Consider the following 20,165-nt stretch of genomic DNA (forward strand, 5'->3'; position numbering starts at 1 on the left):
CATGTCGGACACGCACCGACACGATCGGATCGCGCGAGCCGGCTACCGCAGGAGCCAGTCCGTGGTCAGTTCCATCATCTCCGCAGGCGTACGGCCCGCATGGTCGGCGGCGATCAAGGGGGTGGCGATGCGCAGCGAGAAGGTGACCAGACTGCGGAACTCGACGTCGTCCTCGTCGGGGCAGAAGTCGCGGTAGAGCGCGCGCAGGTACTCCATGCGTCGGTTGTCGGTGCGCCGGAGCCGCTCCGCGACGGCCTCGTCACGGCGGGCCCATTCGCGGATCGCGAGGTCGACCGGGGTGCCGGTGGCCGGCCCGTCGGCGGCCTCGACGATCGTGAACAGCCGGTCCAGCCTGACCCGTCCGTCTCCCCCGCCGCTCTCGACCTGGTCGATCACCGCCTCGGTGACCTCGCGTTCCCAGGTGTCCAGCATCTCGTCGAGCAGCGCGGCCCGGTTGCGGAAGTAGCCGTAGAAGCCGCCCTTGCTGACACCGAGCGCCTGCGCGAGCGGTTCGATCCGGACGGCGTCGGGACCACCTGCGGCGAGGGCGCGCAGCCCCTCCTCGATCCACGTGCCGCGCGGCGTGCGGGTCACGCCCATGATGTGCCTCCCTTCACACCCCTGGATCTATACGGTGCCGTATAGACGGGTGCTAGTCTCGTTCTATACGGCATCGTATAGATAGGGGCTTGGCGACATGAGACTCCCGAGAACCGCCCACACCTCCCGTCCCTGGCGCATCCACGAGATCGCGCCCGACTTCCACCTCGAGGACGTGTGGGCCCTGCCCACCCCCGGCGGACCCGACGACCTGGAACGACTGGTCGAGCAGTTCGCGAGCAAGGACGAGGGCACAGGCGACGGGGCGCTCTCGTCGCCGGCGCCGCGCCTGCTCTTCGCCATCCGCTGGAAGCTCGGGAAGCTGCTCGGCCTGGACAAGGCCGACTCCGGCGTCGGCACCCGCGTGGCCACCCTGCGCGACCGGCTGCCCGCGGACCTCCGCGAGGGCCTGCGCGGGCCCGACCTCCAGGAGGTGCCGTTCACGTCCGTCTACCAGACGCACGACGAGTGGGTGGCCGAGATGGGCAACAAGACCGTGCACGGGGTGATGCACATCGGCTGGGTCCCCGACGGAGCCGGCGGATACCGCGGCCAGATGGCGGTCCTGGTGAAGTCCAACGGCGTGCTCGGCGCCGTGTACATGGCCTTCATCAAGCCGTTCCGCTACCTGGGCGTGTACCCCGCGCTCATCAGGGGGATCGGGCGCGAGTGGCGGGCGCGTACGGGCGGGAGAGGCGTGGGCTGACCGCGCCTCAGACGCCCGCGAGGCCCGCGACGCGCAGGGCGTGGAGCAGATCGCGCTCGCGGGTCGGGGACACCGCGCGGGCGGCGGCGAGGAGTTGGGGGATCAGACCGTGCGGGTCGGCGGCGGCGAGCTGGGCGGCGTCCTCGGGCGTACGGACCCGGACGAAGGCGGTGAGCAGCGCGTGGGCCTCGCGGTGGTGGCCCTCGGCGTGCAGCGCGGCACATGCGCCGGCCAGTTCACCGACCGGGCGGGCGACGCCCTGGCGCAGCAGCTGGTCGCAGTCCTCGGTCCGGCCCGCGTCGGCGAGCGCCCCGGCGACGGCGGCGAGTCGCCCGGGCGGGAGTGAGGCGGCCTCCCAGAGGAGGGTGGCCCAGTCGGCGCCGAGGCCGACGCGGTGGAGTTCCGTCGCGAGGGCCGGGAGCCACGCCGGCGGCCCGGCGACGGCCTCGCAGAGCAGCGCGTGCGCCTCGCCGCTGCGCCCCTGGGCGCGCAGCCGCCGGAGCGCGTACACCGCGTTCCCGGCGGCGCGCAGCCCCGCCGCGGCGACCTCCTGCGGGACGGCGCGGGGTTCGGGTGCGACGGGAACCTCTGCCCCGCCCCCGAACCGGGCGCCGCGCGGAGCGCCGCCGGCCACGGGCAGTTCCGGTACGGGTACGGCCTCCGGGACGTCCTCGACCTCGTCCATCCAGGCGTACCGGGCTCCACGGGGCCGCCGCTTGACCGCCGGCGCGGGCGAGGGCCGGGGCGAGGGGGCCGGCGGCGCGGAAGGTGGGGGCGGCTCGGGTACGTCGTGATCGCCGAGCGCCGCGAGACGCGCCGTCAGCTCCGCGATACGGGCCGTCGCACGGCGGTGATCGTCCCGGGCCCAGGCCAGTTCACCGCTCAGCCGGGCGGCGTCCGGGGAGTCGGGGGCCGCGCGCAGCCGGGCGCCGAGGTCATGCGTGCGGATCTCGGCGTGCCGCCGCTCCCGCTCCATCGCTTCGAGTCGCTCCCGCAGCGCTTCCGCCCCGCCCGGTCGCCGGTCGTGGGCGGCGGCCGCCGCCGCGTGCAGCTCCCTGGCCCTGGCCGTCCGCGGGCCGGTGCCGGTCTCCCCCAGGTCCTGGAGCAGTGACGCGACGACGTCCCAGGGCAGGATCTCCGTACCGTCGAAGCAGGACCGCAGGCCCTCCGGGTCCCGGCTAGCGAAGACCCCGTACCAACCTCCGCCCGGCTCCAGACCAGCCGCCAGCTCTCTGAGGAAACGCGCGAACGCGCCGACCTCCACCGGGAGTTGATACACCGTCATATCGCCCGCACCGCCCGCGCACTCGACTGGAATCTTCCGGTCCGCAGGTATTCGACCCCAGTCGTGTTACGAGACGGCTACGGGCTGTTTTCGGGCGGCGCCCGCCTCTCGGCGAACGGGTCGAAACGCCGGGCGGTGCCGACGTCGACGGATCAGAAGGTCACCGCTATCCCCGTGTGCGGGCGCTTGCCGAGCCGGGCGATCATGGCCGGCCAGTCCACCAGCCAGAACTGCCAGGTGTACTTCCGCGCGAGCAGCTTCCGCACCCGCCGCAGCTCCTCGCCCTCCAGGAGCCGGCCGACGCCCTCCAGGCGTACCGCGTCCGCCTCGACGTTCCCGCGCAGATCGCAGACCGAGACCACGACCCTCGGGTCGTTCCGCAGCCGCTTGACCTTCCACGAGTCACTGCGAGTCCAGGCGTACAGCTCGCCGCCCTCCACCGCGTACCAGACGGGGGTGGCCACTCCGGTCCCGTTCTTCCGGAAGGTGGTCAGGCTGACATAGCGGCCGCGCCGCAGCTCCTCGGGCATCATGCGGTCGAGCCTAGACCCGGTCAGACGGGCACCAGCGCGCAGCGCGTGACGATGTCGTCCATGGAGAGGTCCAGGACCCTCGCCAGCGCCGCCACGGTGAAGAAGGCGGGGGTCGGGGCCCGGCCGGTCTCGATCTTGCGGAGCGTCTCGGCGGACAGTCCGGCGGCCGCGGCGATCTCGACCATGGAACGGTCGCCGCGGGCCGCGCGGAGGAGGAGGCCGAGCCGCTCGCCGCGTTCGCGCTCTTCGGGGGTCAGGGGTGTGCGCACCATGCGCTCATTCTAATACCGGTATAGTAATGGGAATGGTGGAGATCAAGACGGACGAGTCCCTGCAGGCCATGCGTGTGGCGGGGCGGGTGGTCGCCGAAGCGCTGGCGGCCGTACGGGAGAAGGCGGCGCCGGGCGTCGGTCTCAGGGAACTGGACCGGGCGGCGCGGGAGGTCCTCGATGCGGCGGGGGCGGGGTCGCCGTTCCTGGACTACCACCCCGACTGGGCACCGGTGCCGTTCCCCGCGGTCGTGTGCGTCTCGGTGAACGACGCGATCGTGCACGGCGTCCCGGACGACCGCCGCCTCGCCGACGGGGACCTCGTCTCCGTCGACTGCGGGGCGACCCTCGGCGGCTGGGTGGGCGACTCCGCGATCAGCTTCACGGTCGGCCGGGCCCGCCCCGAGGACACCCGGCTGATCGACACGGCGTACGCCGCCCTGGAGGCGGGCATCGGCGCGGCCGTCGTCGGCAACCGCATCGGCGACATCGCGCACGCGATCGGCCGGGTCTGCCGGGGCGCGGGGTACGGCATCCCGGACGGCTTCGGCGGCCACGGCGTCGGCCGCACGATGCACGAGGACCCGGGCGTCCCCAACGAGGGGCGGCCGGGGCGGGGGATGCCGCTGCGCCACGGAATGGTCATCGCGATCGAGCCGATGCTGATCGGCGGGGGTGGGGACGACCACTACACGGCGCGGGACGGCTGGACGGTCCACACGATGGACGGCTCCCGCGCGGCCCACACGGAACACACGGTCGCGATCACCGACGCCGGCCCGAGGATCCTCACGGCGCTGTAGACGCGGTCGCCGGGGGTCGGGCCCGGACCAGGCCGGACCCGGACCGCGAAACACCGCGACCACGGCCGTCCGGCCCGACCCGGCCGGGCCCGGGGTCCCGCCCTCGCTACCCCGCCGGGCGCACCACCATCGCCGAGCCGCCGCCTCGGCGTACGGTCTCCGCCGCGGCCACCCAGCGGCCGTCCGGCAGTCGCTGGACGCCCGTCGCCGCCCCGATCTCCGGGTTCTGCCGGAAGCCGTGGCCGATCGCTTCGAGCTCGCCCTTCAGCGGGCTGTTCCACAGCCCGGGCTCGAGCTCCGTCGTCGCCTGGTTCCGCTGGCTGGCCCGCGGGGCGGCGATCGCGTCGACGAGCGGCAGGCCGCGATCCACGACCCCGGTCAGCGTCTGGAGCACGGTGGTGATGATGGTGGCACCGCCCGGGGAGCCGAGCGCGAGCACCGGCCGTCCGTGCCCGTCGAGCACGATCGTCGGGGACATCGAGGAGCGGGGCCGCTTCCCCGGGCCCGGCAGGTTCGGGTCGTGGACGGCCGGGTTCGCCGGGGCGAAGGAGAAGTCGGTCAGCTCGTTGTTGAGCAGGAAGCCGCGGCCGGGAACGGTGATCCCGCTGCCGCCCGTCGACTCGATCGTCAGCGTGTACGCGACGACGTTGCCCCACTTGTCGGCGACGGTCAGATGCGTGGTGTTCTCGCCCTCGTACGTGGTCGGCGCCGCCGTCCCCCCGCTCGCGCAGGCCGCCGGATCGCGCGGGTCCCCCGGCGCAAGCGGGCTGGTCAGCACGGCGTCGTCGCGGATCAGGCACACGCGGGAGTCGGCGTACCGCTGCGAGAGCAGCTCCCGCACCGGCACGTCCTCGAAGGCCGGGTCGCCGACCCAGCGGCCACGGTCGGCGAAGGCGATCCGGCTCGCCTCGATGAAGCGGTGCAGATAGGCGGTCTGCGAGGCGGCGGCGAGGTCGGTCCGTTCCAGGATGTTGAGCGCCTCGCCGACGCTCGTACCGCCGGAGGACGACGGAGCCATGCCGTAGACGTCGAGGCCGCGGTAGGAGATCCTCGTCGGCCGGCGCCGCTCGGTCTCGTACGCCGCGAGGTCACGCTCCGTCAGGTCGCCGGAGCGGACGACGCGCGTGGCCCCGTCCCGTACGGGCGGCTTCCGGACGGTGTTCACGATGTCCCGGGCCAACGGCCCCCGGTAGAGCGCGCCGACGCCTTCCCGGCCCAGCTTGTCGTACGTCCGCGCCAGGTCGGGGTTCTTGAACGTGGAGCCCACCACGGGGAGTTGACCGCCGGGCAGGAAGAGCTCGGAGGAGGCAGGGAAGTCCCGGAAGCGGGCCTCGTTGGCGGCCGTCTGGGCGCGGAAGGTGGCGTCGACGGTGAATCCCTCGCGCGCGAGCCGCCCGGCGGGTTCGAGGAGGGAGCGCAGCGGCCTGGAGCCCCAGGCGTCGAGAGCCGTCTTCCAGGTCGCCGGGGTGCCGGGGGTCCCGACGCCGCGGCCGCTGGTCATGCCCTCCTCGAAGGGGATGGGCGTGCCGTTCTCCACGAAGAGGTTCGCGTCCGCCGAAGCGGGCGCGGTCTCGCGGCCGTCGATCGTCCGTACGGTACGGGTCGCGGCGTCGTAGTAGACGAAGTAGCCGCCTCCGCCGATGCCCGCGGAGTACGGCTCGGTGACGCCGAGGGCCGCGGCCACCGCCACGGCGGCGTCGACGGCGTTGCCACCCTTGCGGAGCACCTCGACACCGGCGGCGGAGGCGTCGGCGTCGACGCTGGCGACGGCTCCGCCGTACCCGACGGCGACGGGTTCCTTCACCGGGGACGGGGGCGGGGTGGGCGTCGGAGGAGCCGCGGCCCCCACCGAGAGCCATGTCGCGGCGACGACGAGAACCGACCCATTCCGCAGCACGGAACGACGCATCCCTACCTCCAGTCAACGACCGTCCGCGCAGCGTAACTTCCCCCCACCCTCCCCGTCAGGACCGCCTCGAACAGAGGACCGTTCCCCCGCTAGCATGCGCGCCCATGAATGAAGACCTGCGCAATGTCGTGCTGGGGGTCCTCGCGACCGGGGTCAGCGCCTCGCTGGGCTGGCTGACCCGCACCTATCTGTGGCGCCGCGCCCTCCGACGCAAGCAGGCGTTCTTCGGGCTTCGCGACGGATCCGAGTGCCTGCTGGTGGTGAACCGCCAGGCGGGCAACGAGAGGGCGGTGCACAGCGTCGACGTGTCCGCCCTGCTCGAACTCTCCGCCCTGATCAAGGACTGCGGGGCGCGACCGGAGATAGTCCAGCACGACATGGCCCGGCAGGGTCTCGGGGACCGCGCGGAGATCTGCGTCGGCGGGCCGTACTCCAATCGCCGGATGGCCGCCCATCTCGCCTCCCTGCTTCCGGGTCTGACGATGAACGTGGAATCGGAGCCGGTGGCGGACCGGGGCATGTTCACGGTCGGCGGCGAGGTGTACCGGGGCGTGCACGGGGAGACGGAGTACGTCCTCCTCGCCCGGCTCACCGGGGGTGAGGGCGGCCGGCCGGTCTTCCTCCTCTGCGGCCAGTCCGCGGTCTGCAATCAGGCCGCCGCCCGCCATCTGGCCCGGCACCACGAGAAGCTGGCGCGGAAGTACGGCTCCGGCCCCTTCGTCCTCCTCCTCAAGGTCGTCAACTCGCAGGCGTACGGCCCCGATGTCGTCGAGCTGGTCGCCGACCTGACGCGGGCGGCGCGGACCGCCCCTCCGGCTACCGCACCAGAACCGGCAGGGACTTGACCCCGTTGATGAAGTTGGACACGAGCCGCCGGGGCGGCGCGGTGAGTTCGAGGTCCTTCAGGGTGTCGCGTACCTCCTCGTGCAGGACGCGCAGTTGCAGCCGGGCGAAGTGCGCGCCGAGGCAGACGTGCGGGCCTTCTCCGAAGGAGACGTGCGGGTTCGGCGTCCGGTCCAGGTCGAGCCGGTGGGGGTCGGTGAAGACGCGTTCGTCGTGGTTGGCGGAGGCGTGGAAGACGACGACCTTGTCACCGGCGGCGATGGGCCGACCCGCGAGTACGGTGTCGCGGGCGGCGGTGCGCCGGAAGGAGAGCACGGGCGGGTGCCACCGCAGCAGCTCCTCGACGGCACGGTCCGGCGCGGCCGTCCCGTTCCACAGCCGTCGGCGTTCGTCGGGGTGTTCGGCGAGGGCGAGCAGCCCGCCGGGGGCCGCGCTGCGGACGGTGTCGTTGCCGGCGACGGTCAGCAGGAAGAAGAACATCTCCAGTTCGGCGGGGAGGAGTTCGGAGGCGGCGAGTGCGGTCATGACGTCGTCCGCGGGGTTCTTCCGCTTGTACGCGGCGAGCTCCCGGGCGTAGTCGAACATCTCGGCGAGTATGGCGGGCGAGCGGGGGTTGACCGGCCGCCCCTCGCCGTCGAGGACGGGCGGCTCGTCCGGGTCCTGGTAGGCGATCACCCGCTCGGTCCAGCCGAGCAGCAGGCCCCGGTCGCTCGCGGGGACGCCGAGGAGGTCGGTCAGGTTGAGCAGCGCGTAGTCGTCGGTCACGGCCCGCACGAGATCGACCTCGGGACCTGCGTCGACGGCGGCCTTCAGCAGCTCACGCGCCCGCTCCCGCGCGGTGTCGGCGAACCGCCCGATGCGCCCGGGCGTGAACGCCCGGCTGACGAGCCGCCGCAAGCGCCCGTGGTCCGGCGGATCCTGGTTGAGCATCATCCGCCGGATGAACGGCAGATCGGCCGGGTCCGGATCGCGGATCTGCGTGGCGCCGAGACACGAGGAGTAGTCCGCGGACGCCTTGAGCACCCGCACGACGTCGGCATGCCGTGTGACGGCCCAGAACCCGGGCCCGGCGGGCCACCCGAGGACCTCGTACTCCTCCTGCCACGCGACGGGCCGCTGGTCACGCAGGACCTTGAACGCCTCGTGCGGCAGCCCATGGGCGTAGATCCGGGGGTCGAAGACGTCCGGTACGTCGCTGGAGTTCTCCACGCCCCTCAGCTTGGGCCGCCGCCGTCCGGAATTCCAGATCCGCGGTCTGCCGTCCTCACGGGGCATACGCCTGCTCCACGCCCGTAAGCCGTAGGACCGGACGTGTCACACCCCGGGTCCGGGCGCGTCACTTACACGGGGATACGCTTCGAGGGACCCTCATGGAGTCACAGGGATGGAGCAGCACATGGAGAGCCTCAGCCGTACCGCGCTGGTCGAGGACCTGATGGAGCGTTTCCCGCACGTGCCCCGGGAAGCCGTGATCAAGGAAGATCTCCTACGGGGTGGCATGGCCTTCGACGAGTCCGCGCTCAGCGGCACCGGCGACGGGGCTGCCGGCGACGTCAAGCCGAAGTCGTACTTCATCTTCTCCTTCGACCACCGCACGCTGCCGGAGCTCGGCGCCGCCGCGCTCAACCGGCCCCCCGAGGAGATCGTGCTCACCGGCGGCCCGTACGAGCTGCGCCGTACCGTCGTGTCCGTACGCGTCAACCCTGACTCCCCCTACGTCGTACGGGGCGGCGAGGACGGCGTGCTCGGGCTCTATCTGGACGGCGTGCGGATCGCCGATGTCGGGCTGCCTCCGATGCCCGAGTACTACCGGCACAAGCTGTCGAACGGCAAGTCGGTGATGGAGGTGGCGCCGACGATCCAGTGGGGCTATCTCATCTATCTGACGGTGTTCCGGGTGTGCCAGTACTTCGGCGCCAAGGAGGAGTGCCAGTTCTGCGACATCAACCACAACTGGCGCCAGCACAAGGCGGCGGGACGGCCGTACACCGGGGTGAAGCCGGTGGAGGAGGTCCTGGAGGCGCTGGAGATCATCGACCGGTACGACACGGCGGGGACCTCGCGGGCGTACACCCTCACGGGCGGCTCGATCACGTCCCAGGTCGGCGGCCGTGACGAAGCCGATTTCTACGGCCACTACGCGAAGGCCATCGAGGAGCGCTTCCCCGGCCGCTGGATCGGCAAGGTCGTCGCCCAGGCGCTGCCCCGCGACGACGTCCAGCGTTTCCACGACTACGGCATCCGGATCTACCACCCCAACTTCGAGGTGTGGGACCGCCGGCTGTTCCAGCTCCACTGCCCGGGCAAGGAGCGTTACGTCGGACGCGACGAGTGGCACCGCAGGATCCTGGACTCCGCCGAGGTGTTCGGCCCCCGCCATGTGATCCCCAACTTCGTGGCGGGCATCGAGATGGCCGAGCCCTTCGGCTTCACCAAGGTGAGCGAGGCGATCGACTCGACCGCCGAGGGACTGCGGTTCTTCATGTCGAACGGCGTCGTGCCGCGCTTCACCACCTGGTGCCCGGAGCCCACGACGCCCCTGGGCAGGGCCAACCCCCTGGGCGCACCGCTCGAGTACCACATTCGTCTGCTGGAGACCTACCGGGCGACGCTCGAGGAGTACGGCCTGAGCTCCCCGCCCGGTTACGGCCCTGCCGGTCCGGGCCGTGCGGTGTTCTCCGTCAGCTCGTTCATGGACAGCCTGGAAGGGCTCGAGGACACCTCTTCCTGAGGAGGAGGGGGGTCAGGCGCCGTGCGGGCGGAGCCGGGCGACGGCCCATTTCGCCTGCGTGGACAGCCTGCTGAGCGCCTTCGCCGACCCCTTGGCGATCGTGTCCAGCAGGAGTCGGCCGTGCGTCATCGTCGCACGCGCGAGTTCCGCGTCGCCCGCCTCGATCGCGGCGAGCGTCAGCTCCAGATGCTGCTCCGTGATCAGCCGGCCGAGCCCCCGGCGGTGCCACTCGGCGACTGTTCCGTCCGTCCGGCCGCCGTCGAGGCCGACCGCCGCCCGTGCGCGTTCCAGTGCCCGTCCCGCTGCCGCGAGGTCGCCCTTGTGGCGCTCCATGCGGGCGAGGACGTGCGCCTCCGCGGCCCGGTCCCAGTCCGTGTCCTGGAGCGAGAGGAGGTTGAACTGGGCGCGGGCCGCCTGTGCGTGGTCGCCGACGCGCTCCAGTGCGCGGCTCAGCTCACGGAGCCGGCGCGCGTCCGGGCCCGTGTCGTCCAGCATGCGAATGAGCGCGACCCGGGCGTGCTCGATGCGCCCCTGTCGGCGGGCCAGCTCGATCCATGTGAACGCGCTCTCCGCGGCCGCGCATCCCCCGTACCGCTCGGCGTCCTCGGCGCGGGCCCACTCCAGAGCCTCGGCGCTGTCGGTGACCTGCCCGGAGGTGGCCGTCCGCAGCAGCGGAACGTCCTCGTCCTGGCCGTGGAGCGCCACGAGCATCGCGCCCATCCACCGCTCGCGGTACCACTCGTCCCGTTCGGCGTTCTCGCAGCGAAGCAGGTCGCGCAGGAGCGGCAGGTCGCCGTCCCGGCGGTCGTACCGCGCCGCCCACAGCACCCCCGCCCACAACACCGGATCCTCGGCCGCCTCCGCCCGCGCTGCGACGTCCCCGGAGCGCATCCGTTCCAGCGCTTCCCGTCCCGGGCCGAGGACGACATCGTGCAGGGCTGGCCGGTAGGACTTCTCCAGCCGGTACGCGCAGAGCTCATCGGAGTTGAGCAGCACATGGTCCGGATCGGTGCGCCGGGCCGCCGACTCCGACAGGGCGAGGAGTTCGACCAGGGGCCGCTCCGGCAAGCCCAGACCGCTGAGGAGCGCCGCTCGCTGCGCGTCCAGCTCGGGAGCGAACTCCTCCCGCGCCTCGTCGTCCGCCGCGCGTACCGCGGCGACCAAGCCCTCCTCGTCCAGCTCCGCGGACAGGTCCTCGCACCACCAGGGCAGCCGGACGATCATCTCCAGCGCCTCGCCCACGCTGTCGGCGAGCAGCACGGCGTCCCCCTCGGAGGACGCGTGGAGCACGGCCGTCCCGCCGCACAGGAAGTACGTGCCTCCGGTGTCGTCGCCGGCGATCGGCTCCAGCGAGGCCCCGGACGCCAGGTGCACCTCCTCGACGTGGTACGCCCGGCCCACATCGAAGTTGAAGGGAAACGCGGCCAGTTCGGCCAGATCGGGGCGGGTGCGCAGGAGTTCCAGGACGCGGTCGGTCATACGACCGAACCCTAACGAGGCTCCGGCGGGTCTCCGCAGGCGGCCGTATAACCCATCTCACATCCGACATCACCGAAATAGTTCAGATGTAAGCAACCTCCCCCTCCCGTCCGCACTCTCTACCCGCGAGAGATCACTACGGAGGTTGCCCCCTTGAACCGCATACGCCCGCGCGCCCTGCTCACCACCGCCGCCGGGGTCCTCGCCCTCGCCACGCTCACCTCGTGTTCCGGGGGTACCGCGGTGGCGGACGGCGAGAAGAGCGGAGAGGCGGCGCCGAGGACTCGGATATCCGTGAACCTCTCCGGGGAGCGGGGCGCGGCCGGACAGCCGGTGACCGTGACGCTGGCCGAGGGGCAGTTGCGGGACGTCACCGTCACCGACTCCAAGGGCGTGCGGCTCGAGGGGAAGACGTCCGCGGACGGGAAGAGCTGGACGTCCTCCCGCAAGGTCACGCCCGGGACCGCGTACGCCGTCGAGGCGCGCGACACGGCCGGCGGGAGCGCGAAGGCCGACTTCACGACCGCCGCCCCCGAGAAGGTCAACAAGCTGACGCTGGCCCCGGGGAAGAACACTACGGTCGGCATCGGCCAGCCGCTGTCGATCGTGTTCGACCACCCGGTGAAGAACAAGGCCGACGTCGAGAAGCACCTCAAGGTCACGACCTCGAACAACACCGAGGGCTCCTGGGGGTGGATGCAGGACTGGTCGGGCAAGGACCGGGTCGACTGGCGGCCGAAGGAGTACTGGAAGTCCGGCACGAAGGTCACCCTGGACGCCGAGCTGAGCGGGATCGACTCCGGCGCGGGCGGCTGGTTCGTCCGGGACTACACCACGTCCTTCTCGATCGGCCGGAACCAGCTGGTCAAGGTCGACCTCGACAATCACCGGCTGACCCTTCTCCGGGACGGGCAGGTGGTCCAGGACGTGCCGATGTCGGCGGGCACGCCCGGCGGCGAGAAGGCGTCCTGGCGCGGGAAGACGGTCCTGATGTCCAAGGAGGGGACCATCAACATGCGTTCCGAGACCGTCGGCCTCGGTGACGCCTACGACAAGATGGTCGACTACTCGATGCGCCTGACCTGGTCGGGCATGTACGCGCACGCGGCGCCCTGGAACGCCGCGTACTTCGGCAGCGCCAACAAGAGCTCCGGCTGCATCGGGATGAGCGACGCCGACGCGCGGAGCGTGTACGACCGGGTGCAGGTCGGCGACCCCTTCGAGATCACCGGCTCGGACGCCAAGGGGACGCAGGCGCTGAACAACGGCTACGGCGAGTGGAACCTGTCGTGGGCGCAGTGGCAGACCAAGAGCGCCCTGCGCTGATCTCCCGTTCAACAATCGTTACCCTCGCGTAACTTACCGACCAGTTACCTCAGGTAAGTCACTCCGGTTACCGTCGGGTCACTTTGCACTGTCCCCACCAGTGACACGAGTGAGGAGTGACCCGTGCGTACACCCTTGGTCTTCGCCGTCTCGGCCGCCCTGGTGGCCGGGACGGCCCTCGGGCTCGCCCCCGCCGCCCACGCCACGGAGTCCGGCCCGTCCGTCCGCTTCGTCGACATCGCCGGCGACGGCGGCACCGTCCTCAAGGCCAACGTCGTCATCCCGGCCGACGCCGACGGCTCGGCCCGCTACCCCGTGATCGTCCTCCCCACCAGCTGGGGCATGCCCCAGATCGAGTACCTCGCCCAGGCCCGGAAGCTCGCCGACTCCGGTTACGTGGTGGTGAGTTACAACTCGCGCGGCTTCTGGCAGTCCGGTGGCGAGATCGAGACCGCGGGACCGAAGGACGTCGCCGACGCCTCCAAGGTCATCGACTGGGCCCTCGCCAACACCCCGGCCGACCCGGCGAAGGTCGGTATGGCGGGGGTGAGTTACGGAGCCGGGATCAGCCTCCTCGCCTCCGCGCACGACAAGCGGATCAAGGCGGTCGCGGCCCTGAGCGGCTGGGCCGACCTCATCGAGTCCATCTACAGCGGCCGCACCCAGCACCTCCAGGCTGCGGCCCTGCTCGGCGGAGCCGGGTACCTCACCGGTCGCCCGGGCCCCGAACTCCAGGGAATCCTCAAGGACTTCCTCGGTTCGAACCTGGACAAGGAAGAGGAGATGATCGCCTGGGGCAAGAAACGCTCCGCGGCCACCTACCTCGACCGCATCAACGCCAACGGCGCCGCGATCATGCTCGGCAACGCCTGGGGCGACACCATCTTCCCGCCCAACCAGTACGCCTCCTTCTACGAGAAGCTCCAGGGCCCCAAGCGCCTGGAGTTCCGCCCCGGCGACCACGCCACCGCCGAGGCCACCGGCCTGCTCGGGCTGCCCAACGACACCTGGACCAGCACGCAGCGCTGGTTCGACCACCACCTCAAGGGTGTCGACAACGGCATCGACCGCGAGCAGCCCGTCCAGCTCAAGTCCCGGTCCACCGGCGGCTACGAGGGCTACCCGGACTGGAAGTCGGTGGGCGCGAACGAGCGGAAGATCGCCCTCGCCGGCACCCAGAGGATCTGGGCGAACATCGACTCCGGCGCCAACGGCGGCATCGTGATGCTCTCCAGCCTGCTGGACCAGCTGGTCCAGGCCCCGCCCGTCGCCTCGATCCCGCTCCTCCCCCGCGCCTTCGCCGGCGTCTGGCAGTCCGAGCGGTACGACACGGCCCAGAAGGTGCGCGGCACGGTGAAGCTGCACACCACGGTCACCTCCACCAAGGAGAGCGGCACCCTCGTCGCGTACCTCTACGACGTGGGCCCGCTCGGCCTCGGCAAGCTGGTCAGCAATGCCCCGTACACCTTCCACGACCAGAAGCCCGGCACGCCGTTCGCCGTCGACCTGGAGCTGTTCTCCACGGCCTACGACGTGCCGGCGGGCCACCGTCTCGCCCTGGTCGTCGACACCGTCGACCCGCTCTACATCGAGCACAACCCGACCGGCGCGCAGCTGACCTTCTCCTCCCCGCCGGCCGACCCCTCGTACGTGTCGGTCCCGCTGCGGGAGAAGTGATCACCGGCTGCTGCCGGGCGGGTTCGGCTCCTTGCCGGCTGCTGCGAGGCCGCTACGGCCCCGTGGGAGGGCCCCCACCCGGCAGCAGCGTCCCTGGTTCGGCCGGGCGGACGTCCTCGGCCTTGATCTTGGGACTGCGACGCTCCGCCCGAGCCACCCAGGTGGCGAACCAGGAGAGCAGCATGCACATCCCGATGTAGATCGGCGCGATCACCATGACGATCGTCGGTGCGCACGAGCAGCGACTGGCCGGCCATGTAGTAGGGGCCGGCGAAGCCGACGAGCTTCTTGCGGTTGTCGTTGATGGTGTAGGTGCCGACGTAGTAGTCGATCTGGCCGTTCTGCAGGGCGGTTTCGCGGTTGGCCGAGGCGATGGTCCGGAACTCGATCGAGGCCGGGTCGAAGCCGAGCGAGGCCGACATCATCCTCGCGATCTCGATGTCGATGCCCGAGTACCGGCCGGTGGCCGGGTCCTTCTCCCCCATGTAGGGCTGGTCCTCCTTGGCGCCGACGACGAGATGGCCGCGCTCCTTCGCCTTCCGCCAGGTCGAGGAGTCGGGCAGCTGGAGCGCCGACTGGACCTGGTAGACGGGGAGTTGGTCGGGCTGCGGACCCTTGACGGGCGGACTGCCCTCCTTGCCGCAGGCGACCAGCGCGCTCAGGACGGTGGCGAGCAGTGCGAGGACGGTGAGAGTTCGTCGCGTACGGTGCATGGCGTCCCGCCCCCGTTCAGCGCTTGAGGATCTTGGACAGGAAGTCCTTGGCGCGTTACCTGCGCGGGCTGGTGAAGAACTCCTCCGGTGTGCGGTCCTCGACGATGCGGCCGTCGGCCATGAAGACGACACGGTTCGCGGCCGACCGGGCGAAACCCATCTCGTGGGTGACGACGACCATGGTCATCCCCTCGCTCGCGAGCTGCTGCATCACCTCCAGGACCTCGTTGATCATCTCGGGGTCGAGCGCGGAGGTCGGCTCGTCGAAGAGGAGCGCCTCGGGGTCCCTGGCGAGTGCGCGGCGCGACACTCCCCCCTACCTTCGGTGGGGGGACCCCCAGCTGCTGACCGCCGGAGAGCTGGGCGGGGAACTTGTCGGCGTGGGCGGCGAGCCCGACCCGGTCGAGGAGTTCGCGCGAACGCCGGTCGGCCTCCTCCTTCTTGCGCTTGCGGACCTTGATCTGCGCCAGGGAGACATGGGCGAGGACGGTCTTGTGCGCGAAGAGGTTGAAGGACAGTCGGTTCATGGCCCGGCAGAGCGTCGACTTCCCCGAGCCGGACGGGCCGATGACCACCCCCACCTCCCCGCGGCCGACGGTGAGACAGATGTCCTGAAGAACGTGCAAGGTGCCGTAGTGCTTGTTGACGTCACGCAGCTCGATCAACGGATCGACGTCGGCCATACGCTGCCCTGCCCCCTTCTCAGCTGTGTCGAGGTCAGCGCAAACTATCCACCACAAAAAGGGACTTCACGCCCGACACGCATGAATGCGGCATTAGCCTTATTTACTGCAGAAGAGTGGCCGGCGGGCCTGCGGAGCCGCTCAGAACTCGGCGGCCTCCGCGTACACCTGGGAGAGTTCCGGCGATCCGCTGACGGCCCAGTCGAGCCCGGCCGTGACGACGTCGATCTCCCGGCCCGAGGCCAGCCGGACCACCGGACGGCCGCCCGGCCACACCTGCCAGGCCGCGCCCGGCACCGTCCGCACGATGACCGTGCCCAAGTAGAGCCCGGCGTCGTTGCCCACCCAGGGCAGCTCCTCCGGATCGTCCCGCCAGCGCGGCGGCAGCTGGTCGATCGCCACCAGCGAGCGCGGCGTGTCGTCCAGCCGCACTCCCGCGTCCTGGGCCCTGGCGCGCAGCAGTTCGCACTCGGCGAGCAGCTCGCCGACCCCCTCGGGGTCGCGGTCGAAGGCCGCGGCCAGGGGGGATTGATCAGCCTCGGGCCGCTTGCGCCAGATGTCCAGGAAAGGGATGTTCATCCGACCAGCGTCGCATTTCACCCTCCCGTGGCACCACCCGGCACGCGGAGATCGTCCGGGTGCCCGGCGGTCCGCCGCGTCCCGTTCGTGTGTCCGACTGTGGCCCGCTCCGCGTACCCCCCTAGGGTGTAGCGCATGTCAGAGCCCCAGACTCCGCCCGCCGGCCCGCGACGCGGTCGGCGGCGCAAAGCCGCCGTCGCACTCGCGCTGGCCCTCTCGTGCGCCTCGATCGCCGCGTTCCTGACGATGCGGGAGGCTTCGTCCGCTCCCGCCGCGGTGCAGGCCACGACCACGAGCGGGCAGAAACGTGCCGCCAATGTCTTTCTGCGTGCGCCCGGCTCGCCGGTGACGGTGATCGCCCACCGGGGCGCCTCCTCGGCGGCGCCCGAGAACACGCTGGTCTCCGACGAGGTCGCCCGCAGGGGCGGCGCCCGGTGGATCGAGAACGACGTGCAGCCGAGCGAGGACGGCGTACCGTACGTCCTCCACGACTCCACGGTCGACCGGACCACCGACGGCACCGGTCCCATCCGCGGGCTGACCGCCGCGGAGCTGGACGCGCTCGACGCCGGCTCCTGGTTCGCCCCCTCGTTCACCGGCGCACGGGTCCCCACCCTCGCTGCCCAGCTGGACGATCTGCGCCTCCGCGGCGGGAACCTGGTCCTGGAGATCAAGGGCAGGCACAGCCGCGACGAGGTGGCACGGATCGTCAAGGAGGTCCGCGACCACGGCATGGCCGGCCGTGTGCTCGTGCAGAGCTTCGACCCCGACGCGCTGCGGCACACCCGCGCACTCGCCCCCGAGCTCCCCCTCGGCCTGCTGCGCGACACGCTGGATCCCGACCCGGTCGCCGTCGCCCGTGAGCTCGGGCTGAGCACCTACAACCCGTCCGCCACCGCGCTGTCGGCCCGGCCGGAGACGGTGCCGAAGCTCCACGCGGCCGGGATCGCCGTGATGGCCTGGACGGTCGACAGCCCGGCCCGCTGGAAGTCCCTCGACGCGCTCGGCACCGACGCGATCATCACCAACCGGCCGACGGAACTGACCGGCTGGAACGCCGCCCGGTCCTAGGGCCTGTCCGACCCCGATCCGCCGGACAGGCCCTAGACGTCCAGGTCGACGACGACGGGCGCGTGGTCGGACGCGCCCTTGCCCTTGCGCTCCTCGCGGTCGACGTAGCTGTCCTTGGCCGCGTCGGCGAACGCCTTGTTGCCGTACACGAGGTCGATCCGCATGCCCCGGTTCTTCGGGAAGCAGAGCTGGCGGTAGTCCCAGTACGTGAAGGGGTGGTCGTACTTGAGCGGGCGCGGGACCACGTCCGCGAGGCCCGTCTCGCGGAGTCCGGCGAGCGCGGCGCGCTCGGGATCGGTGACGTGGGTGAGCCCCTCGAAGGCCGCCCGGTCCCAGACGTCGTCGTCCGTCGGCGCGATGTTGTAGTCGCCGAGGACGGCGAAGGGCCGCTCTCCGGCCGCGTCCTCGGCGACGGCCGCCTGGAGCGCCTCCAGCCAGCGGAGCTTGTACGCGTAGTGCTCGTGGGCGACCTCGCGGCCGTTGGGCACGTAGACCGACCACACACGGACCGGGCCGCAGGTCGCGGAGATGGCCCGGGGCTCCTGCACGCCCTCGTAGTCCGGCCCGCCGGGCAGCCCGGTGACGACGTCCTCCAGGCCAACCTTGGAGAGCAGGGCCACGCCGTTCCACCGACCGGTGGCGTTCACCACCGACTCGTACCCCAGCTCGCGCAGCTCGTCGGCGGGGAACTGCTCGACGGTGCACTTGGTCTCCTGGATGCACAGCACGTCCGTGCCGGAGCTCTCCAGCCAGGTCAGGAGTCGGGGCAGGCGGGCGGTGATCGAATTGACGTTCCAGGTCGCGATGCGCATGAGCGCAAGCCTAACGGCGGGGTGTGACAGTCGACGTCCGTGCCGCCCCGGGGGTCACAGCTCGGTGGAGTCGCCCGGGGTCAGCCGGCCGTGGTCCGTTCCGGCGAGGGCGCCGATCTGCCGGTCGTAGATGGGCCGGGCCAGGTCGGTGAGCAGGGCGTCGTGGACGTCGATGGCCCGGCGCGGCTTGACCTCGCGTACGTAGTCGATGACCTCGGAGATCTTGTTCCAGGGGGCCATCACCGGCAGCATCAGCGTGTCCACCGGGTGCTCGGGGACCGTCAGCGCGTCACCCGGGTGGAAGACGGAGCCGTCCACGAGGAAGCCGACGTTGGTGATCCGGGGGATGTCCGGGTGGATCACCGCGTGCAGCTCGCCGTGCACCTGGACGTCGAAGCCGCCCGCGCGGAAGGTGTCGCCGTGGCCGACGGTGTGGACGCGGCCGGGGAAGGCGGCCGACAGCTTGTCCGCGACGCTCCGCAGCGTCCAGATCTCGGCCGCCGGGTTGGACTCCAGGCCGACCCGCAGCCGGCCCTCGTCGAAGTGGTCCGGGTGCTCGTGGGTGACCAGCACGACGTCGGCGCCGAGGGCGGAGTCCTCCTCGCTGAAGCCGCCCGGATCGATGACGAGCGTCCGTCCGTCCTTCTCCAGACGGACGCAGGCGTGCGACTTCTTCGTCAGCTTCACAGGACTCCACCTCACGACGGTGCGGGACGCGATCAAGCCGTGGTCAGACTACGCCTGGGGCGTGGTCTCCTCCTTGATCACCCGGCCCATCACCTTCAGGGCGCTCTCGGCGGCGGGCAGCCCGCAGTAGACCGCGGTCTGCAGCGCGACCTCGCGGATCTCGTCCGGGGTCAGCCCGTTGCGCAGGGCGGCCCGGGTGTGGTCGGCGAGCGCGTCCTGGTGGCCGCCGGCAATCAGCGCCGTCAGGGTCACGCAGCTGCGGGTCCGGCGGTCCAGGCCCTCACGGCTCCAGACCTCGCCCCAGGCGTAGCGGGTGACGAGGGCCTGGAGGTCGGCGCCGAAGTCGTCGGCGAGGGCCTGGTCGACATGGGCGTCGCCGAGGATCTCGCGGCGCAGCTTGACGCCCTGCTCGTACGGGTCGGGCCGCACGGCCTCAGCCGCCGCGTCCGCCGGCTCGGCGGGGGCGATCTCGGCGACGGGCACGACGGGGGCGGAGACGGGCGGCATCGGCGGGGCGGGCAGGGCGCTCTGCGTGTCGTGCACGATCCCGGCGAAGTGGTCCGTGAGCAGCTCGGTGACGGCCGCGGGCTGCTCGACGGGGGCGAGGTGCGAGGCGCCGGGGACGACGGCGAGTCGGGCGTCGGCGATCCCGGCGACCAGGGTGCGGGCCTCGGCGGGGCCGGTGACCTGGTCGTCCGAGCCGACGAGCACCAGGGCCGGGACGCCGATACGGCCGAGGGCTTCCCGCACGTCGAAGACGGCGAGCGCCTCGCAGGCGCCGATGTAGCAGCCGGGGTCGGTCGTCCGGACCATCTGCACGGCCCACTCGACGATCGCGGGCTGTGCGCCGCGGAAGGCGGGGGTGAACCACTGCTCGGGGGCGGTACGGGCCATGGGCTCGAGGCCGTTGGTACGGACGATCACACCGCGCTGGCGGAACTCGTCGGCGCTGCCGAACCGGGGCGAGGCGGCCACCAGGGCGAGCGAGGCGACCCGGTGGGGCGCCCGCAGGGCGAGGTCGAGGCCGACGGCACCGCCGATGGAGCAGCCCGCGTAGCCGAAGCGCTGGATGCCCAACTCGTCGAGGGTGGCGAGGAGCCGGTCGCCGAGCTCGGCGACGGAGGTGAAGGGTCGGGCGGGTGCCCCGCCGTGGCCCGGCAGGTCGAAGCGGACGATGCGCCACTGGCGGGTGAGCTCGGGTATCTGGCGGTCCCACATGTGCCAGGTGGTGCCGAGCGAGGGCGCCAGAACCAGGACCGGAGCGTCTTCTCGCCCGTCAACGCGGTATTGCAGGGTGTTCGTCGGTGTCTCACTCACGCCCTGCACGGTCTCACATCGCACGTCTTCTCTCGTGCTCGGGTGGGAGCCCTGTGTGCGCCGTTCCCTTCCGGCCCGGGTGAATCTCCACGAGAACCACCGGTCCTTCGCGTGCGTCCTGCCCTACGGTGCCCTCAGTCAC

19 protein-coding genes and 1 pseudogene are annotated in these 20,165 nt (G+C 71.6%); 7 read left to right on the top strand and 13 right to left on the bottom strand.

Features of this window, described 5'->3' with window-relative positions:
- Nucleotides 1-42 precede the first annotated feature (42 nt).
- A complete protein-coding gene (locus tag ACFV9D_RS16000) occupies nucleotides 43-600 on the bottom strand; it encodes a TetR/AcrR family transcriptional regulator (protein WP_385145808.1) in 558 nt (185 codons plus the stop codon).
- A gap of 97 nt (nucleotides 601-697) precedes the next feature.
- Between ACFV9D_RS16000 and ACFV9D_RS16005 the strand changes: the two genes are divergently transcribed.
- Nucleotides 698-1,306, top strand: coding sequence for a DUF2867 domain-containing protein (locus ACFV9D_RS16005; protein ID WP_385145810.1), 609 nt, complete (start codon nucleotides 698-700; stop codon nucleotides 1,304-1,306).
- Between the two features lie 7 nt (nucleotides 1,307-1,313).
- Here ACFV9D_RS16005 and ACFV9D_RS16010 read toward each other — a convergent pair whose 3' ends face one another.
- The 3 genes from ACFV9D_RS16010 to ACFV9D_RS16020 all read right to left on the bottom strand — a co-directional run bounded on the left by ACFV9D_RS16010 (nucleotide 1,314) and on the right by ACFV9D_RS16020 (nucleotide 3,396).
- Nucleotides 1,314-2,591, bottom strand: coding sequence for a UL36 very large tegument protein (locus tag ACFV9D_RS16010; RefSeq protein WP_385145811.1), 1,278 nt, complete (start codon nucleotides 2,589-2,591; stop codon nucleotides 1,314-1,316).
- Nucleotides 2,592-2,743: 152 nt separating this feature from the next.
- Entirely contained in the window at nucleotides 2,744-3,124 is a 381-nt protein-coding gene (locus tag ACFV9D_RS16015) for a PPOX class F420-dependent oxidoreductase (RefSeq protein WP_385145813.1), read from the bottom strand.
- A gap of 20 nt (nucleotides 3,125-3,144) precedes the next feature.
- Nucleotides 3,145-3,396: a helix-turn-helix domain-containing protein gene (locus ACFV9D_RS16020; protein WP_385145815.1), complete on the bottom strand. Its 252-nt coding sequence runs from the start codon at nucleotides 3,394-3,396 to the stop codon at nucleotides 3,145-3,147.
- A 32-nt stretch (nucleotides 3,397-3,428) separates the two neighbouring features.
- On the opposite strand from ACFV9D_RS16020, the gene map reads away from it, so the two are divergent.
- Complete coding sequence (map, locus tag ACFV9D_RS16025; protein WP_385145817.1) at nucleotides 3,429-4,196, top strand: type I methionyl aminopeptidase; 768 nt, start codon at nucleotides 3,429-3,431, stop codon at nucleotides 4,194-4,196.
- A 106-nt stretch (nucleotides 4,197-4,302) separates the two neighbouring features.
- Here the strand turns inward: map and ggt are convergent, their stop codons facing one another.
- Nucleotides 4,303-6,105, bottom strand: coding sequence for a gamma-glutamyltransferase (ggt, locus tag ACFV9D_RS16030; RefSeq protein WP_385145819.1), 1,803 nt, complete (start codon nucleotides 6,103-6,105; stop codon nucleotides 4,303-4,305).
- Nucleotides 6,106-6,209: 104 nt separating this feature from the next.
- Between ggt and ACFV9D_RS16035 the strand changes: the two genes are divergently transcribed.
- Complete coding sequence (locus ACFV9D_RS16035; RefSeq protein WP_385145821.1) at nucleotides 6,210-6,950, top strand: hypothetical protein; 741 nt, start codon at nucleotides 6,210-6,212, stop codon at nucleotides 6,948-6,950.
- Here the strand turns inward: ACFV9D_RS16035 and ACFV9D_RS16040 are convergent.
- Nucleotides 6,922-8,157, bottom strand: a complete 1,236-nt coding sequence (locus tag ACFV9D_RS16040; RefSeq protein ID WP_385145823.1) for a cytochrome P450 — start codon at nucleotides 8,155-8,157, stop codon at nucleotides 6,922-6,924. The two genes, ACFV9D_RS16035 and ACFV9D_RS16040, sit on opposite strands and share 29 nt — an antisense overlap.
- A gap of 187 nt (nucleotides 8,158-8,344) precedes the next feature.
- Between ACFV9D_RS16040 and ACFV9D_RS16045 the strand changes: the two genes are divergently transcribed.
- The gene (locus tag ACFV9D_RS16045) at nucleotides 8,345-9,679 is read left to right on the top strand and encodes a radical SAM protein (RefSeq protein ID WP_385146035.1); all 1,335 of its coding nucleotides are present in this window, start codon (nucleotides 8,345-8,347) and stop codon (nucleotides 9,677-9,679) included.
- 12 nt (nucleotides 9,680-9,691) lie between these two features.
- On the opposite strand, the gene ACFV9D_RS16050 is transcribed toward ACFV9D_RS16045, so the two are convergent.
- The gene (locus tag ACFV9D_RS16050) at nucleotides 9,692-11,158 is read right to left on the bottom strand and encodes a hypothetical protein (protein WP_385145825.1); all 1,467 of its coding nucleotides are present in this window, start codon (nucleotides 11,156-11,158) and stop codon (nucleotides 9,692-9,694) included.
- A 153-nt stretch (nucleotides 11,159-11,311) separates the two neighbouring features.
- On the opposite strand from ACFV9D_RS16050, the gene ACFV9D_RS16055 reads away from it, so the two are divergent.
- A complete protein-coding gene (locus ACFV9D_RS16055; RefSeq protein ID WP_385145827.1) occupies nucleotides 11,312-12,484 on the top strand; it encodes an Ig-like domain-containing protein in 1,173 nt (390 codons plus the stop codon).
- A gap of 123 nt (nucleotides 12,485-12,607) precedes the next feature.
- Complete coding sequence (locus ACFV9D_RS16060) at nucleotides 12,608-14,161, top strand: alpha/beta fold hydrolase (RefSeq protein WP_385145829.1); 1,554 nt, start codon at nucleotides 12,608-12,610, stop codon at nucleotides 14,159-14,161.
- Here the strand turns inward: ACFV9D_RS16060 and ACFV9D_RS16065 are convergent.
- The 3 genes and pseudogenes from ACFV9D_RS16065 to ACFV9D_RS16075 all read right to left on the bottom strand — a co-directional run bounded on the left by ACFV9D_RS16065 (nucleotide 14,068) and on the right by ACFV9D_RS16075 (nucleotide 16,136).
- Nucleotides 14,068-14,874 carry a transporter substrate-binding domain-containing protein gene (locus tag ACFV9D_RS16065; protein ID WP_385145831.1) on the bottom strand — a complete coding sequence of 269 codons (807 nt, stop codon included), beginning with the start codon at nucleotides 14,872-14,874 and terminating at the stop codon, nucleotides 14,068-14,070. The genes ACFV9D_RS16060 and ACFV9D_RS16065 overlap by 94 nt on opposite strands.
- 55 nt (nucleotides 14,875-14,929) lie before the next feature.
- Nucleotides 14,930-15,557 (bottom strand): annotated as a pseudogene (locus ACFV9D_RS16070) (amino acid ABC transporter ATP-binding protein).
- Nucleotides 15,558-15,698: 141 nt separating this feature from the next.
- Nucleotides 15,699-16,136 carry a DUF6278 family protein gene (locus tag ACFV9D_RS16075; RefSeq protein ID WP_385145833.1) on the bottom strand — a complete coding sequence of 146 codons (438 nt, stop codon included), beginning with the start codon at nucleotides 16,134-16,136 and terminating at the stop codon, nucleotides 15,699-15,701.
- A gap of 135 nt (nucleotides 16,137-16,271) precedes the next feature.
- Here ACFV9D_RS16075 and ACFV9D_RS16080 point away from each other — a divergent pair, with 135 nt between their 5' ends.
- Nucleotides 16,272-17,207 carry a glycerophosphodiester phosphodiesterase gene (locus ACFV9D_RS16080; protein WP_385145834.1) on the top strand — a complete coding sequence of 312 codons (936 nt, stop codon included), beginning with the start codon at nucleotides 16,272-16,274 and terminating at the stop codon, nucleotides 17,205-17,207.
- 32 nt (nucleotides 17,208-17,239) lie between these two features.
- On the opposite strand, the gene ACFV9D_RS16085 is transcribed toward ACFV9D_RS16080, so the two are convergent.
- Genes ACFV9D_RS16085 through ACFV9D_RS16095 form a run of 3 tightly spaced genes read right to left on the bottom strand, consistent with a single transcriptional unit; the run spans nucleotide 17,240 to nucleotide 20,023 of the window.
- A complete protein-coding gene (locus tag ACFV9D_RS16085) occupies nucleotides 17,240-18,019 on the bottom strand; it encodes an exodeoxyribonuclease III (RefSeq protein WP_385145836.1) in 780 nt (259 codons plus the stop codon).
- Nucleotides 18,020-18,073: 54 nt separating this feature from the next.
- Nucleotides 18,074-18,706 (bottom strand): MBL fold metallo-hydrolase, encoded by a 633-nt coding sequence (locus ACFV9D_RS16090; protein WP_385145838.1) that lies wholly within the window; start codon nucleotides 18,704-18,706, stop codon nucleotides 18,074-18,076.
- Between the two features lie 48 nt (nucleotides 18,707-18,754).
- Nucleotides 18,755-20,023, bottom strand: a complete 1,269-nt coding sequence (locus ACFV9D_RS16095; protein WP_385145840.1) for an alpha/beta fold hydrolase — start codon at nucleotides 20,021-20,023, stop codon at nucleotides 18,755-18,757.
- Nucleotides 20,024-20,165: the final 142 nt, after the last annotated feature.

It is taken from the genome of Streptomyces sp. NPDC059875, assembly GCF_042731085.1.
GTDB lineage: Bacteria > Actinomycetota > Actinomycetes > Streptomycetales > Streptomycetaceae > Streptomyces.

Coding starts and splice junctions, on each gene's coding strand:
- ACFV9D_RS16000 (WP_385145808.1), bottom strand. CDS start 600: ATGGGCGTGACCCGCACGCCGCGCGGCACGTGGATCGAGGAGGGGCTG.
- ACFV9D_RS16005 (WP_385145810.1), top strand. CDS start 698: ATGAGACTCCCGAGAACCGCCCACACCTCCCGTCCCTGGCGCATCCAC.
- ACFV9D_RS16010 (WP_385145811.1), bottom strand. CDS start 2,591: ATGACGGTGTATCAACTCCCGGTGGAGGTCGGCGCGTTCGCGCGTTTC.
- ACFV9D_RS16015 (WP_385145813.1), bottom strand. CDS start 3,124: ATGATGCCCGAGGAGCTGCGGCGCGGCCGCTATGTCAGCCTGACCACC.
- ACFV9D_RS16020 (WP_385145815.1), bottom strand. CDS start 3,396: ATGGTGCGCACACCCCTGACCCCCGAAGAGCGCGAACGCGGCGAGCGG.
- map (WP_385145817.1), top strand. CDS start 3,429: ATGGTGGAGATCAAGACGGACGAGTCCCTGCAGGCCATGCGTGTGGCG.
- ggt (WP_385145819.1), bottom strand. CDS start 6,105: ATGCGTCGTTCCGTGCTGCGGAATGGGTCGGTTCTCGTCGTCGCCGCG.
- ACFV9D_RS16035 (WP_385145821.1), top strand. CDS start 6,210: ATGAATGAAGACCTGCGCAATGTCGTGCTGGGGGTCCTCGCGACCGGG.
- ACFV9D_RS16045 (WP_385146035.1), top strand. CDS start 8,345: ATGGAGAGCCTCAGCCGTACCGCGCTGGTCGAGGACCTGATGGAGCGT.
- ACFV9D_RS16050 (WP_385145825.1), bottom strand. CDS start 11,158: ATGACCGACCGCGTCCTGGAACTCCTGCGCACCCGCCCCGATCTGGCC.
- ACFV9D_RS16065 (WP_385145831.1), bottom strand. CDS start 14,874: ATGCACCGTACGCGACGAACTCTCACCGTCCTCGCACTGCTCGCCACC.
- ACFV9D_RS16075 (WP_385145833.1), bottom strand. CDS start 16,136: ATGAACATCCCTTTCCTGGACATCTGGCGCAAGCGGCCCGAGGCTGAT.
- ACFV9D_RS16080 (WP_385145834.1), top strand. CDS start 16,272: ATGTCAGAGCCCCAGACTCCGCCCGCCGGCCCGCGACGCGGTCGGCGG.
- ACFV9D_RS16085 (WP_385145836.1), bottom strand. CDS start 18,019: ATGCGCATCGCGACCTGGAACGTCAATTCGATCACCGCCCGCCTGCCC.